We start from the raw sequence: 14,658 nt of genomic DNA on the forward strand, positions 1-14,658 counted from the left end.
TTTCGATTGAGCTACACTGCCGTAGAAAGCAGCGACGGGAGGATCGACATTGGATATTTTTCGGGCATTAAAAACCTATTATTGGCATGACAAAGGGTTTCTGTGGGGCTCTGTGGCAGGGCTCGCGATTGCAACCGCGCTCGGTCTGGCGTACCCTCTGCTGCTCAAGACGCTGATCGACGAGATGATTGTGCCGGGGCGGTATGAAGGCGTGCTGGGATTAACGCTGACGGCTGTCGGCATTATCGTCGTGAAGGCGGGCTTCCAGTATGTACACGGATTTAGCGGCGGGCGACTGGGGAACCGACTGGCTTATCGATTGCGCAATGCTTGCTACGAGAAGCTGCAGCAATTGTCGTTCTCTTACTATGATACCGCACGAACGGGGGACCTCATGTCAAGGCTGACGGCGGATATCGAAGGCGTAAGAATGTTCATCGGCTTCGGCTTCGCCCAATTGCTCAATACCGGGCTGCTGCTCGTATTCGGCTTCACGATGATGTTTTTCATCGATTGGCCGCTCACGCTGATGACCCTTGTCATCGTTCCGGTGCTCGGGTTCGTCGCCATCCGTTTCGAACAGAACATTCACCCGGTATTCCGCTCGATTCGTTCGGCGGTCGGGAGGCTGACGGTGCGCGTTCAGGAGAACGTAACGGGAGTCCGAACGGTCAAGTCGTTCGCCCGCGAGCCCTTCGAGATTCGCAAATTCGTGAAAGAAAACGTGGATTACAGAGACAACCATCTGTCGCTCGCAACGGTATGGGCTCGCTATTTTCCGCTGATCGAGATGATCGCGAACGTAAGCGTAGCCGCATTGCTCCTCGCTGGAGGCTGGCGTGTCATTGCAGGTACGCTGTCCCTGGGAGATCTGGTCGCGCTAAGCGGCATGCTCGGACTCATCGTAGCGCCGCTATGGACGCTTGGCTTCCAGATTAACGGCTATACGCAGTCCAAAGCCTCGGGCGAGCGCTTGCTGGAATTGCTGAATCAGCCGATTGCGGTCAGAAGCCATCCCAAAGCTCTTGTTCTGGACGGGGACAGGGTGCAAGGCCATGTTCGCTTCGAGGATGTCAGCTTCAGATATGCGAACCGCGACGATCAACCCTCGGCGCTGCTGGGCTTTCGGGTAGACGCGCCCGCAGGATCGGTCATCGGATTGCTTGGGGGCACCGGATCGGGAAAATCGACTGCGGTAGGCCTGCTTCTGAGAGCTTACGACGTCGGCGAAGGAGCGATAACGTTGGACGGAGTCGATATTCGTCATATCGAGCTGGCCAGCCTGCGCAGCCAGATCGGCATCGTGTTCCAGGAATCCTTCCTGTTCTCGACGACGATTAAGGAAAATATCAGCTACGGCCGCCCGGATGCGACGCAGGAAGAAATCGAGGAAGCGGCGCGGCTGGCGCAGGCCGACGGCTTCATTCGCGAGCTTCCGCTTGGCTACGATACGATCGTGGGGGAACGGGGCATGGGCTTGTCCGGCGGCCAGAAGCAGCGTATCGCGATCGCCAGAGCGCTGTTGAACAAGCCTAAGATTCTCATTCTGGATGATGCGACCAGCGCACTGGATATGGAGACCGAGCATGAGATTCAAACGGCGATTCGCCAGGTGATGGCCGGACGAACCGTGCTCATGATCGCCCACCGGATTTCGACGCTGCGAAGGGCGGATGAAATACTCGTGCTGGATCGGGGTCATACGACGCAGAGAGGCACGCACGACGCGCTCGTGCGGCAGCCCGGCTTGTATCGCGAAACCTATCGCATTCAATATGCCGATCGCCCTGATGAGCTGGACCAGCCTCTGACGGCGGCAAAGCCTTCGGGAGAAAGACGGGTGTCGGGATGAGCCGCCAATTTGTCTATCAAGACGATGAACTTATAGAGAAGCCGTTTAACTGGAAGCAGATGCGCCGCCTGCTAATCTTCGTCAAGCCGTACAAGAGCGCTGTCGCTCGTGTCGTGTTCGTCATGACGGTGTTCGGGATGCTGGCGAGGCTGGCCATTCCGCTGCTGATGAGCTTCGCCATCGATAAGGCGATCCATCCGCAAGAGGGAAGCGGCAGCCTGTCGCTGCTCATTACCATCGTGGCCGTCATGCTCGCGTTGTACGGTCTGCGTTGGTGGGCGCAGAAATATACGATTGAGCAAACGAACGGAATCGGCCAGAAGGTGATTTTCGACTTGCGGGCCGCGCTGTTCCGCCATATTCAGTCGCTGTCGTTCCGCTTCTTCGACAAGCGGCCGGCGGGCTCCGTTCTCGTGCGGGTGACCAACGACGTCAACTCCTTGCAGGATATGTTCACCAACGGCGTCGTGAACTCGGCAATCGATATTATGCAGCTAATCGGCATTACGATTATCCTGCTTGTCATGGAGCCGACGCTGGGACTGGCGGTCATGATTACGGTTCCGTTGATGTTTCTCGTCTCGACCGCGCTGCGCAAAAAAATCCGTATGGCCTGGCAAGTCGTACGGATCAAGCAATCCCGGATCAACGCCCATTTGAACGAAAGCATTCAGGGCATCCGGGTCACGCAAGCGTTCGCGCAGGAGAAGGAGAACATCGGTTTTTTCGACCGGATGAATTCCAGCAGTATTCGCTCCTGGAACACCGCGTCGGCGCTGAACCAGCTGTTCGGCCCGATCATTGAGATTACGTCGGCGATCGGTACGCTGATTTTGCTTTTGTACGGCACCTATCTTATTCAATCGGGAGCTATGACCGTCGGGGTGCTGGTGGCCTTCATTACTTACGTCGGCAGCTTCTGGGAGCCGATTACCCGCTTGGGAAACATGTACTCCCAGCTGCTGATCTCCATGTCCTCTGCCGAGCGCATTTTCGAGTTCATGGATGAGACCCCGGCCGTTCCGGAGAAGAAAGACGCGTACCCCATTGCCAAGCTGCGCGGCGACGTACGGCTTGAAGGCGTTACCTTCGGCTATGAAGCCGATCGTCCGGCGCTGAAGGAAGTCGAGCTTGACGTGAAGGCCGGAATGTCGGTTGCGCTGGTCGGCCATACCGGCTCGGGCAAGAGTACGATTGTGAACTTGATCTGCCGCTTCTACGATACGGTGGAGGGCCGCGTTCTGATCGACGGGACGGACATTCGGGACGTAACGATCGATAGCCTGCGTTCGCAGATCGGGATCGTGCTTCAGGATACGTTTATTTTCTCCGGCACGATCCGCGACAACATTCGGTATGGCCGCCCGGATGCGACGGACGCGGAGGTGGAAGCCGCCGCCCGTTCCGTCAGGGCGCACGATTTTATCGCCGATCTGCCGCGAGGCTACGATACCGAGGTGGAGGAGCGAGGCAACGCTCTGTCCGTCGGACAACGCCAACTGCTCAGCTTCGCAAGGGCGCTGCTCGCCGATCCGCGTATACTGGTGCTGGATGAAGCGACGGCAAGCATCGATACCGAGACCGAGCTTCGCATCCAAGAGGCGCTTGCGACGCTGCTGGAAGGAAGAACGTCCTTTATCGTGGCTCACAGGTTATCGACAATTCGCCACGCGGATCAAATCGTCGTGCTTGATCACGGGGAAATCAAGGAAATCGGCAATCACGAGGAGCTGATGAAGCGTCCGGGCCATTATCGCAATCTAGTCGACGCTCAGTATCGCTTCTTATCCGCTTAACGAGAATTCCGCAAACCGGCCTGTCGGCGAAACCATCGCCCTCAGGCCGGTTTTTTTGCACGGGCGAAAAGAAAGATACAGACCCGCTCATCTCATACGATGGCGTGATACGAGACGTTCATCGCCGTACCGGAGATGGCAAGCCCTATTTACTTGCTCCGAAAAGGCAGGCATAAATTTGAAAAATGTCGCAAGAACCGTTATCGTGGAATCGTGCAGAAAAAAACGGGACGGTTGTCCGGTTATTCGAATGGGGGAGAAGCATGCGGTCATCTTCTTTGTTATGGCGCATTTTAGGCTTAACGATGCTGGTCTGCTTGATAGTAATGCTGTCGGGCTTCGCCTGGGCAATCAAGGATACCTGGTTTCCGCAAAGCAGCCTGGCGCTGCCGGAGGTCGGCGAGCCGGAGAAGGCGACGGGGGGAGAATGGAGCGCCAAGCCCGAGCTTTACGTAACCGCTCTCGGCGATTCCCTGACCAAGGGAACCGGGGATTCCACGGGAGAGGGATATGTCAACCGCGCGATTGAAGCGTTGTCGGACAAGCTGGACAAGCCGGTGTATCTGGTCAACAATATGGCCATTAATGGACTGAAAGCGGATCAATTGGCCAAGAACCTCGAAGAGAAGGGCTACGTGAACGCCGTCGGCAAGGCGGATATCGTCGTGCTTACAATCGGCGGCAACGACCTGTTTCAGGAGGCTCAGGGCGGAGGCTCGCTGGCGGAAGGCGGCGATCTGTCTCCCGAGGCGCTTAAGCAACGCCTTCCCGAGGTGACGCCCCGGCTGAAAGAGGTATTCGGCAAGATCAGGCAGGCCAATCCGACGGCTCGTATCGTTTACGTGGGACTGTACAACGCCTTCTACGACGTAGCCGAGATGCGCGCGATCGCCAGCGAGGTCGTAGCGGAGTGGAACGATTATGCTTTTCGACTGGCTCTGGCCGACGGCAATGCAACGGTCGTGCCGACATACGATTTGTTCGAGTTCAATCTGACGGATTACCTTTCCTCGGACCATTTTCATCCGAACGCGCTCGGATATGAGCGTATTTCCGGAAGAGTCGTCGAATCGCTTCAATAATTATCCACGCACGGGAGGGAACAGCCGATGAGCGGCAACGCGAAAGAGATCGTGATGTCGGTACAGGGACTTCAAAAAAAAATCGGGCGCAAACCGATCATCCGCGAGGTTTCATTCGAGGTATATGCAGGTGAAATATTCGGCTTTCTCGGCCCGAACGGCTCAGGCAAAACAACGACCATTCGCATGCTGGTCGATCTGATCAAGCCGACGGCAGGCAATATCGTCGTCTGCGGCGACAATGTGCGCACGCACCCGGAACGGGCGCTGTCGCACATCGGCTGCATTGTCGAGAATCCGGAAATGTACGGCTTCATGACAGGCTGGGAGAACCTGGAGCATTTCGCCCGCATGCAGAAGGGCATTTCGGAGGAACGCATCGCGGAGGTGGCGGAGATCGTCGGCCTCGACCAGCGCATTCACGACAAAGTGAAAAACTACTCGCTGGGCATGCGTCAACGCTTGGGCATCGCCCAAGCTCTGCTCGGCAAGCCCAAGCTGCTCATTCTCGACGAGCCGACGAACGGGCTCGATCCCAAGGGGATTAAGGAGCTGCGCGAGTTTATTCGGATGCTCGCGGAGGGCGGGATGAGCTTGTTTATCTCCAGCCACCTGCTCAGCGAAATTCAGCTCATGTGCGATCGGGTAGCTATCATCGCGCACGGGGAAGTGATTGCCGTAGGCGAAGTGGAAGAACTGGTGTCGCAAGCGGGCACCTATACGATCTGGCAGGTCGATCGGCCCGTGGCGACGCGAGAGATGTTCCGGAATCAGCCGGAGATTGCGCTCATCCCGGACAAGGAGCACCGCATCGACGAAGCGCTGCTCTCGGCGATGAACGATCCGATCGTGACGGTGATGGAGGAAAGCCAGGTTACGGAATGGGTGAAACGTCTGGTAGACGCGGGAATCGGCATCCTTTCCGTTCAACGCGTCGCTCCTTCCCTGGAGGAACTATTCTTGAAGCTGACGGAGGGGGAGAAAATTGGCTAATCTGCTGGCTCTGATCCAGAACGAGACGTTGAAGGTGTGGAAGAAAAAAAGATTCGCGGTCATCGTGCTCATTCTGCTCATTCTCATTCCGATATTTGTCTATGCGCAAATGAAGATCGCCCAGAACACGACGGATAAGTTCAATACCGACTGGCGGGCCGAATTGCAAAGCCGCATTACGGACAACACGAACGCCCTGAGCAGCGACCGGATTCCGGAGGAGTGGAAGAAGTGGCGCAAGGCGCTCGTCCAGCAATTGCAATATTACTTGGATCACGATATCAATCCTGAATCGCCGAACGCCGTCACGTTCACCCGCCGGTTTATGGACAATGCGGTTTCCCTATTCATTCCGCTTCTCGTGCTGGCGATCGCATCGGATCTCGTGTCGTCGGAGCGCTCGACGGGAACGATCAAGATGCTGCTGACGAGACCCGTCCGAAGGTGGCGCATTCTCTTCTCCAAGCTGGCGACCGTGACGCTGTACGTTTCGATGATTATCGTCACGACGGTGCTGCTGTGCTACTTGATATCCGGACTCGTATTCGGATACGGAGGCTGGGGAGAGCCGGTGTTCGTCGGCTTTCAGGTTCAAGGGGCGGACGTGGACACGACGAACGTTCATGCGATCACCCAAGGCTTGTACTTGCTCATGCAATCGGGGTTGAACTGGTTTTCTTCCATGATCGTGGCCATCATCGCGCTTATGGTATCCGTGCTCGTACGCAGCACGGCGGCAAGCTTCGTGACCATGATGGCGACGATTATCGCGGGAACGATTCTGGCCAACATGGCCTCCTCCTGGAAAAGCGCCAAATACTTGTTTAATGTCAATCTGGAGCTGTCCGCCTATTTAAGGGGAACGCCGCCTCCGATCGAAGGCATGACGCTCGGATTTTCGCTTGCGGTATTGGGCATATCGGGAGCCATTGCGCTGATCGTATCGTTCGCGGTTTTTACGAAGCAGGATATCATGAACTAGAATGGCTTGAAACGCCCAGACCTTATGTGCTCCAGGTCTGGGCGTTTGGTATGATTGATCATAACATCGGCTGCTTTATGGTATAATAACGGGAACGCTTGTTCTTGCTCTGGGGGTTGCGTTTTTCGCGAAAGGCCATTATTGTAAAAACACGCAAACGACTAGGGTAACCTGATAGTGATGATGGAAACTTTGGACAACATTTCGCTTTTGAATTAGAATTAAACGGAAGTGCGTCCACGACGATGGCGCAACAGATTACGCAAGGAGGTCCATTCGTGACCGAACAAATCGATTTGTTCGCTTCTCCCGCGGCTCCCGCGGCTCATGCGGGAAGCGAATACAGCGCGGATGATATTCAGATTCTGGAAGGCTTGACCGCCGTTCGCAAAAGGCCGGGGATGTACATCGGCAGCACGACGACGGCGGGACTGCATCATTTGTTATGGGAAATCGTGGACAACGCGGTCGACGAGCATCTGGCCAAGCATTGCTCGAAGATCGACGTGATCGTCCATGCCAACAATTCCATAACGGTTATCGACAACGGCCGCGGCATACCGACGGGCATACACAAGAGCGGGATTCCGACGCCTCAGGTCGTCTTTACGATTCTGCATGCGGGCGGCAAATTCGGCGGAGCCGGCTATAAGAAATCCGGCGGCTTGCACGGGGTTGGCGCCTCGGTGACGAATGCGCTGTCCGAGTGGCTGGAGGTCGAGATTTATCGCGAAGGCAAAATACATAGAATGAGATTCGAGACGTGGATCGACGATAAGGGCACGGAGCATGTCGGCGAGCCTGTTACGGGGCTGGAGGTCACCGGAAATACGAACCGGACGGGGACGAAAGTGACATTCAAGCCCGATCCGAAGGTGTTCCACGGCAACGTCAGCATGAATTACGATACGCTGTCCGAGCGGCTTCAGGAGATTGCGTTCCTGAACTCCGGCCTTAAGGTGAACATTAAGGACGAGCGCAACGGCAAGTCGGACAGCTACCATTACGAGGGCGGAGCGCGACAATTCGTGCAATTCCTGAACGAAGAGAAATCGGTGCTTCACGATGTCGTTCACTTCACAGCGGAGAAGGATGACATCGAGGTCGAGGTTGCGCTGCAATATAACGACGGCTATACCGAGACGATCGCCTCGTTCGTCAACGCGATTCCCACAAGAGGCGGAGGCACGCACGAGACCGGCTTCAAGACGGCCTACACGCGCGTGCTGAACGAATATGCGCGCAAGACCGGCCAACTCAAGGAGAAGGAAAAAAATCTCGAAGGCAACGATCTGCGGGAAGGCATGATGGCCGTCATCAACATCAAGATGTCGGAGGTCGAATTCGTCGGCCAGACGAAGGATCAGCTGGGGAGCGCAACGGCCAGAAGCGCGGTAGATGCGGTCGTGACCGACAAGATGACCGTGTTTCTGGAGGAAAATCCCCAGGTCGGACAGCTTCTGATCCGCAAGTCCATCCAGGCGTCGCGCGCACGCGAAGCGGCGCGCAAGGCGCGCGAGGAAATCCGCAGCGGGAAGAAGCGCAGCGAGAGCGCCAGTCTGGGGGGCAAGCTGTCTCCCGCCCAATCCAAGGACAGCTCGCGCAATGAGCTGTTTATCGTGGAAGGGGATTCGGCCGGCGGCTCCGCCAAGCAAGGCAGGGACTCCAAGTATCAGGCGATTCTGCCGCTCAAGGGCAAGCCGATGAATCCCGAGAAATCGAAGCTGGTCGACATTCTGAAGAACGACGAGTACAAAGCGATTATTGCAGCGGTCGGCGCGGGGATCGGCTCGGAATTCGACGTCGAGGAGTGCAACTATTCGAAGATTGTCATCATGACAGATGCGGATACGGACGGAGCGCACATTCAGGTGCTGCTGCTGACGTTCTTCTATCGGTACATGAAGCCGCTCATCGATGCGGGCAAGGTATTCATCGCGCAGCCGCCGCTCTACAAGATTACGAGGAAGTCCGGCAAGCTGGAGACGGTTCGCTATGCCTGGACGGATGAGCAGTTGAACCTATACACCAAGGAGCTTGGCAAGGGAGCCGAGCTGCAGCGTTACAAAGGACTGGGCGAGATGAATCCCGATCAGCTGTGGGAGACAACGATGAATTACGAGTCGCGGACGCTCCTGCAGGTACAGATTGAGGACGCCGCCAAGGCGGAACGCCGCGTGTCCACCCTGATGGGGGACAAGGTCGATCCGCGCAAGCGCTGGATTATCGAGAACGTGGATTTCACGGAGTACGAGGAGTAATTGAATTTGCCATTGTACTCATAACAGACTAGGAGGCAGTAAGCAGTGAGCCTACTTGAGCAGTTTTTGCCGGCGTTTTTGGAGGAGGTCGTAGGCGACCGCTTCGGACGCTATTCCAAATATATTATTCAAGACCGTGCAATTCCCGATGTCCGCGATGGATTAAAGCCGGTGCAACGGCGGATTCTGTACGCGATGTACGATTCGGGCAATACGCCGGACAAGCCTTACCGCAAGTCGGCTAAGACGGTCGGGGATGTCATGGGGAACTACCATCCGCATGGAGATGCTCCGATCTATGAAGGAATGGTCCGGATGGCCCAGCCCTGGAAAATGGCGCATATGCTTGTTGACGGCCATGGGAACTGGGGCTCGATGGATGACGATCCGCCGGCTGCAATGCGTTATACCGAGGCCCGGTTGTCCGTAATTGCCATGGAGCTGCTTCGGGATATTGAAAAGCGAACCGTGCTATTCAAGGATAATTTCGATAATACGACGAAGGAGCCAGTCGTACTTCCCGCTCGTTATCCGAATTTGCTCGTTAACGGCGTAACGGGGATTTCTGCCGGTTTCGCAACGGAGATTCCGCCGCACAATCTGCGCGAGATTATCGACGCCTGTATTGCCATCATGAACAAGCCGGAGCTCACCGTTCCGGAGCTGATGGAGATCGTCAAGGGCCCCGACTTTCCTACTGGCGGGCTCATTATGGCCGGAGATGGCATTCGCGAAGCCTATGAGACCGGCAAGGGCAAAATTTATATCCGCTCCAAAACCGCCATCGAGGAAATGAGAGGCGGCAAGCAGCAAATCGTCATTACTGAAATTCCTTACCAGATCGTCAAGTCCAGACTGGTCAACGCCATCGATTCTTTGCGCATGGAGAAAAAGGTCGAAGGCATCGCGGAGGTTCGCGACGAGAGCGGCAGGAACGGCCTGCGCATTGTGGTCGAGCTGAAGAAGGACGTCGATGCGGAAGGGATTCTCGCGTATTTGCTGAAAAAAACCGATCTGCAGACGACGTACAACTTCAATATGGTCGCGATCGTGAACAAAGCCCCTCGCCAGCTTGGCATTAAGCAAATTCTTGATGCCTACGTCGAGCATCAGAAGGAGGTCGTAACTCATCGTACGAAGTACGACCTAGAGAAGGCGGAGGATCGCGCCCACGTTCTGGAAGGTCTCGTTAAGGCGCTGAATCTGCTGGACCAGATCATCGAGACGATCAAAGCCTCCAAGAACCGCTTGGATGCGCAGAACAATCTGGTTGCCAAGTTCGGCTTCACGGAGCGCCAAGCGGACGCTATTCTGACTTTGCAGCTGTATCGTCTGACCAATCTGGAGATCAACCAGCTGGAGAAGGAGCTCGGCGAGACGCAGAAGAAGATTGCCCAGCTTCGCGCCATTCTCGAAAGTCCGCGCAAGCTTCTGAACGTCATCAAGGACGAATTGACGGAAATTCGCGGCAAATTCGGAATTGATCGGCGCTCTGTCATTCAGGGCGAAGTGGAAGATATCAAGGTGAACCTCGAAGTTATGGTCCCGGCCGAAGACGTCATCGTCACGCTTAGCCGCGAAGGCTATGTCAAGCGGACAAGCCTGCTGTCCTTCACCCGATCCGGGGGAGAGCTTGGGAGCGCAGGCGTCAAGGAAGGCGATGTCATTCGCTGGAGCCTCGGTGTCAGTACCCTTGATCCGCTGCTGCTGTTCACGCAGAAGGGGTACTATTATCTGCTGCCTGTACACCAGATTCCGGAATTTAAGTGGAAGGATACGGGCACCGCGATTGTGAACGTGCTTCCGCTTGCCAAGGATGACCGTATCGTAAGCATCGTCCATGCCAAGAGCGCCGAGCTGGCGCCGGCAACGGACGGCTCCGAGGGAGTCGAAGGTCCGATGCTCGTCTTCGTCACGAAGCGCGGGCAAGTCAAGCGGACGGCGCTCGCGGATTACGCGACGTCGCGCAACATGGCGATTGCCGCTTGCAAGGTGTCCGACGGGGACGAGATCGTGAAGGTGCTGCGATCCGATGCAGCCGAGGACTTGCTGCTGGTAACGGAGCAAGGCATGAGCATTCGCTTCAATCGGGAAGAAGCGAGCGTCCAGGGAAGAGTGGCCGGCGGGGTAAGAGGCATCGTACTGAAGGACGGAGACGAAGTGACGGATGCCCTGACCGTGGCGGAGGATGAAGGGGAAATCCTTGTGCTGACCGATTACGGCTACGCCAAGCGGACCTTGCTGTTGGATTACCCGCAGCAGGGGCGCGGCGGAAAAGGCATTCAGACGTTTGAATTCAAGGAAGGCAAGCGTGTGAGGCCGAACGGCACCAAGCTGATTGCCGCATTCCATATCAAGGAATCGGTCGCCTTGCTGGCCGTCACCGCGAGCGGCGCGGTGTCGGAATTTTCATCCGAGAGCTCTCCGATTGAAGAGCGAAGAGGACAAGGCAAGCTGATGACCGCTGTAGACCGCGGCGACACGCTGACGGAAGCCTTCATTAAGCCGTTGTCCACACAGCCGTAACGCGGGCTGTCAATCATAAGGGCCGTTGTTCGATTCGCTGCGGTCCACCCAGCGCAGCATCAGGTCCAATATGACCCACAGGGGCACCGGCTCATTGAGACGTTCCAGCCACTGTGGGTCGTCTATTAATCCGGCCTCTCGGGCCATCTGACCGATCATCTTGATCTTCTGATCGTTGGAAGTCATGGGGTATCGCCTCCTTGCCAAGCCGATTCTCCGCTTTTACCCATTTTTCGTAACCAGTATATGTCGTCGTCTGTCGTCCTGTTCATTCTCTTGCGGATTCGTGTCGTAAATATTTAATTGCATTAAACTATCATTCGACAATGCGGCTGAGTATAATAAAGGAGAAGGCAAGGTTCGGGAAGAAAGGAGCGTGCCGATGGACAAAACCGGGGAATTCGTGAAAAGCTGGATGAAGCTTACGAAGGATTGGAACGCGCAGATGGAGGCGGGGCTTGCCCCGCAGCTGACGGCAGGACAACTGGAGGTATTGGAGCTGCTTCAGGCGCACGAGCCGATGAAGCCATCGGAACTGCTTCCGCACTTGGAGACGACGCCGGCTGCAATTACTACGCTGCTGGATCGTATGGAGCGCGCGGGGCTGGTCGAAAGAAACCGGGACGTGAACGACCGCAGAATCGTCTGGATTACGATGACGGCATTGGGACGCTCGGAGGTGAAGCGGGGCGTTGAAGTGCGCAGTGAAATCGTCAATCGTTCGCTGGAGCGCATATCGAGCCATAATCGGCAATTGCTCGTCTACTTGATCGGCAAAGTATCCGGCACCCGGGAAGGCGCGGCGGAGAAAAAGTCCGGCGAAGAGCAGGCGGAGGAAGTCGTCGACAATGCCGCCGCAGCACGCTCGTAGGAGAAAATGCAACGAGGCGTCCTTGAAGTTTGAATAGTTAAAAGAAGCCCCCCTGATAAATGGTTGCTCGTCGCTTCCATTTTACCAAGGAGGGGCTTCTTTGCATGATCTATGCCCTATGTCCCGATCCGTTTAACTGGCTTGAAGCCGTTGCAGATGTTGATCGAGACCCTTCAGCATCGTCTTCATTTTCGCATAATCCTGGGCGGTGAGCTCCGCGAAGCTTCTTTGCTTGAGCTCGCTTCGCAAGGGAATAACGGTATAATGCCGTTTTTTCTGTTTTTCGATAATATGGACCCAGGTAGGCTCGGTCGTAATCTCGTTCCACTGTATTTCGGAGACGCCGTTCGGATGCGTTGTTTTGGTCATTCGCACGCCGAAGATCAGGCCGACATCCTTCCAGCTTCCCGTCTGGTTGGAAATAAAGTTGCCGAGGGAATAGATGACGATCCCCGTACGCGCCTTGCCGTCTCGGCTCTCCGCAGCAGAAATCTCGATCATGTCGTAAGGCTGAACGACATGGGGATGCGAGCCGAGGATGATGTCCGCGCCAGATCGAATCAGCTCTTTAACGAGTTTCGTCTGCTCCTGATTCGGCATGCGTTGGTATTCCACTCCGAAATGAAGACTGACCGTAACGACATCCGCGTCGGCCTGACGTAGCTTGGCGATGTCCTTCTTGATGGTGTCCGGGTCGATCAGGTTAACGGCATAGGCTCGACCGGAAGGAATCGGAATCCCGTTCGTTCCGTAGGTGTAAGACAGGAAGCCCATGCGAATTCCGTTTCTTTCCTCGATGACTAGGCGGCGTTGATCCGTCGCGCTGGCCGATGAGCCGAAAGGGATGAGACCGGCCTTGCGCACGGCAGCAAGCGTTCGCGTAACGCCGGGCACGCCGCGGTCAAGCGTGTGATTGTTGGCGGTCGAGACAAGCTCGATGCCCGAGTACCGAATGGCGGCCGCCAGCTCGTCGGGCGCATTGAAGCGCGGATATCCGGTATACTTCAGGTCTTTGCCCGCGATCGGAGTTTCAAGATTGCCAACCACCCAATCTCCCGTCTGCAAGATCGGCCGGACCTGAGAGAACCAGGGACGCAGGTCGTAGCGATCGCCCGCTTTGTTGTAATATGCCGGCAATTGCGGCATATGCACCATGATATCGCCAACGGCGAGAAGCGTGGCTTCTTGCGTGTAGGGCTCCGAAGAGGCGCTTGCCGATGGCTCGGGCGTTCGCGAGGCCGTCTGTATGGGCGGCGACGGGGGCGCGGACTCGCTCGGCAGCCGTTCGGAGGAAGGCTTGGAGAGTCCCGGCGAATCGGTCGTACAAGCGGTCAGCAGCGAGAGGGCAAGCAGGCCGATCCCGATCAGGGGCGGCCGCTTGACGAAGCCGTTCGCGGCGCGAGCGCGCGAAGCAGCCAGCCGGCTCACGATTCGCTCTCCCAGCGGCCATAGATGCCGCAGGGCAGCGTCATGCCGCTGCGCGTAATCGGCAATCCGACTTCGCCGCAATCCAGCTTGCCTCCGAACTTGCGCTGGAAGGACAATTGCAGCAGATTGCTTAATACGGTCGGGGAGAATCCGGTCGTATAGGAGTTGACAAGCACGAAGAGCGGCTTGTCCGACAGGATGGACATGCAGGATTCCAGGAAGGGGAAGAGGTTCTCTTCCAGCTTCCACATTTCTCCGTTAGGTCCCCTTCCATAAGAAGGAGGGTCCATAATGATGGCCTCGTATTGCCGTTCTCTTCTTTGTTCGCGCTGGACGAACTTGAAGACATCGTCCGTAATGTAGCGGATCGGCGCGGATCCGAGTCCCGAGAGCTGGGCGTTTTCCTTCGCCCATTGCACCATGCCCTTGGCGGCATCCACGTGACATACGTCCGCTCCCGCCGAGGCGGCGGCTACCGTTGCGCCTCCGGTATATGCGAACAGGTTCAAGACCCGAATAGGCCGATTCGCCTCGCGGATCTTGTTCATCATCCAGCTCCAATTCACAGCCTGCTCCGGGAATAAGCCGGTATGTTTGAAGCTTGTCGGTTTAATATGGAACTTAAGAGGTCCGTAGGCGATACTCCACTTCTCCGGAAGGGAGCGCTTGTACGTCCACTGTCCGCCGCCGCTGCTGCTGCGGTGGTAATGACCGTCGGCCTGTTTCCATTCCGCCGAATCGGCTTTCAGCGGCCATATAATCTGGGGGTCCGGACGTCGGAGAATGACATCTCCCCAGCGTTCGAGCTTTTCTCCGTTGCCGGTGTCCAGCAACTCGTAATCCTGCCAATCCTGAGCCGTTTTCATC

11 protein-coding genes are annotated in these 14,658 nt (G+C 56.4%); 8 read left to right on the forward strand and 3 right to left on the reverse strand.

The window, feature by feature from the left end; all coding sequences use genetic code 11:
* The first annotated feature begins 49 nt into the window (after nucleotides 1–49).
* The 7 genes from ACFO1S_RS05525 to gyrA all read left to right on the forward strand — a co-directional run bounded on the left by ACFO1S_RS05525 (nucleotide 50) and on the right by gyrA (nucleotide 11,492).
* Nucleotides 50–1,852, forward strand: coding sequence for an ABC transporter ATP-binding protein (locus ACFO1S_RS05525; RefSeq protein WP_204603234.1), 1,803 nt, complete (start codon nucleotides 50–52; stop codon nucleotides 1,850–1,852).
* Nucleotides 1,849–3,648, forward strand: a complete 1,800-nt coding sequence (locus ACFO1S_RS05530; protein ID WP_204603233.1) for an ABC transporter ATP-binding protein — start codon at nucleotides 1,849–1,851, stop codon at nucleotides 3,646–3,648. Before ACFO1S_RS05525 ends, ACFO1S_RS05530 begins: the two co-directional genes overlap by 4 nt.
* A 263-nt stretch (nucleotides 3,649–3,911) precedes the next feature.
* The gene (locus tag ACFO1S_RS05535; RefSeq protein ID WP_204603232.1) at nucleotides 3,912–4,730 is read left to right on the forward strand and encodes a GDSL-type esterase/lipase family protein; all 819 of its coding nucleotides are present in this window, start codon (nucleotides 3,912–3,914) and stop codon (nucleotides 4,728–4,730) included.
* Between the two features lie 27 nt (nucleotides 4,731–4,757).
* Complete coding sequence (locus tag ACFO1S_RS05540; protein ID WP_204603231.1) at nucleotides 4,758–5,723, forward strand: ABC transporter ATP-binding protein; 966 nt, start codon at nucleotides 4,758–4,760, stop codon at nucleotides 5,721–5,723.
* Entirely contained in the window at nucleotides 5,716–6,705 is a 990-nt protein-coding gene (locus ACFO1S_RS05545) for an ABC transporter permease (RefSeq protein WP_204603230.1), read from the forward strand. The genes ACFO1S_RS05540 and ACFO1S_RS05545 overlap by 8 nt, the downstream gene beginning before the upstream one ends.
* A 278-nt stretch (nucleotides 6,706–6,983) precedes the next feature.
* A complete protein-coding gene (parE, locus tag ACFO1S_RS05550) occupies nucleotides 6,984–8,966 on the forward strand; it encodes a DNA topoisomerase IV subunit B (protein WP_204603229.1) in 1,983 nt (660 codons plus the stop codon).
* A gap of 45 nt (nucleotides 8,967–9,011) precedes the next feature.
* Nucleotides 9,012–11,492 (forward strand): DNA gyrase subunit A, encoded by a 2,481-nt coding sequence (gene gyrA, locus ACFO1S_RS05555; RefSeq protein WP_204603228.1) that lies wholly within the window; start codon nucleotides 9,012–9,014, stop codon nucleotides 11,490–11,492.
* A gap of 9 nt (nucleotides 11,493–11,501) precedes the next feature.
* On the opposite strand, the gene ACFO1S_RS05560 is transcribed toward gyrA, so the two are convergent.
* Nucleotides 11,502–11,678 carry a hypothetical protein gene (locus ACFO1S_RS05560; RefSeq protein ID WP_204603227.1) on the reverse strand — a complete coding sequence of 59 codons (177 nt, stop codon included), beginning with the start codon at nucleotides 11,676–11,678 and terminating at the stop codon, nucleotides 11,502–11,504.
* A 196-nt stretch (nucleotides 11,679–11,874) separates the two neighbouring features.
* On the opposite strand from ACFO1S_RS05560, the gene ACFO1S_RS05565 reads away from it, so the two are divergent.
* Nucleotides 11,875–12,363, forward strand: a complete 489-nt coding sequence (locus tag ACFO1S_RS05565; RefSeq protein WP_204603226.1) for a MarR family winged helix-turn-helix transcriptional regulator — start codon at nucleotides 11,875–11,877, stop codon at nucleotides 12,361–12,363.
* 132 nt (nucleotides 12,364–12,495) lie between these two features.
* Here ACFO1S_RS05565 and ACFO1S_RS05570 read toward each other — a convergent pair whose 3' ends face one another.
* Both ACFO1S_RS05570 and ACFO1S_RS05575 read right to left on the reverse strand, forming a co-directional pair.
* Nucleotides 12,496–13,872, reverse strand: a complete 1,377-nt coding sequence (locus ACFO1S_RS05570; protein ID WP_204603225.1) for a CapA family protein — start codon at nucleotides 13,870–13,872, stop codon at nucleotides 12,496–12,498.
* A complete protein-coding gene (locus tag ACFO1S_RS05575; RefSeq protein WP_204603224.1) occupies nucleotides 13,788–14,657 on the reverse strand; it encodes a class I SAM-dependent methyltransferase in 870 nt (289 codons plus the stop codon). Before ACFO1S_RS05575 ends, ACFO1S_RS05570 begins: the two co-directional genes overlap by 85 nt.
* Nucleotide 14,658 lies beyond the last annotated feature (1 nt).

Origin of the sequence: Cohnella boryungensis, from assembly GCF_042651945.1 — a bacterium.
GTDB classification, from domain to species: Bacteria; Bacillota; Bacilli; order Paenibacillales; family Paenibacillaceae; genus Cohnella; species Cohnella boryungensis.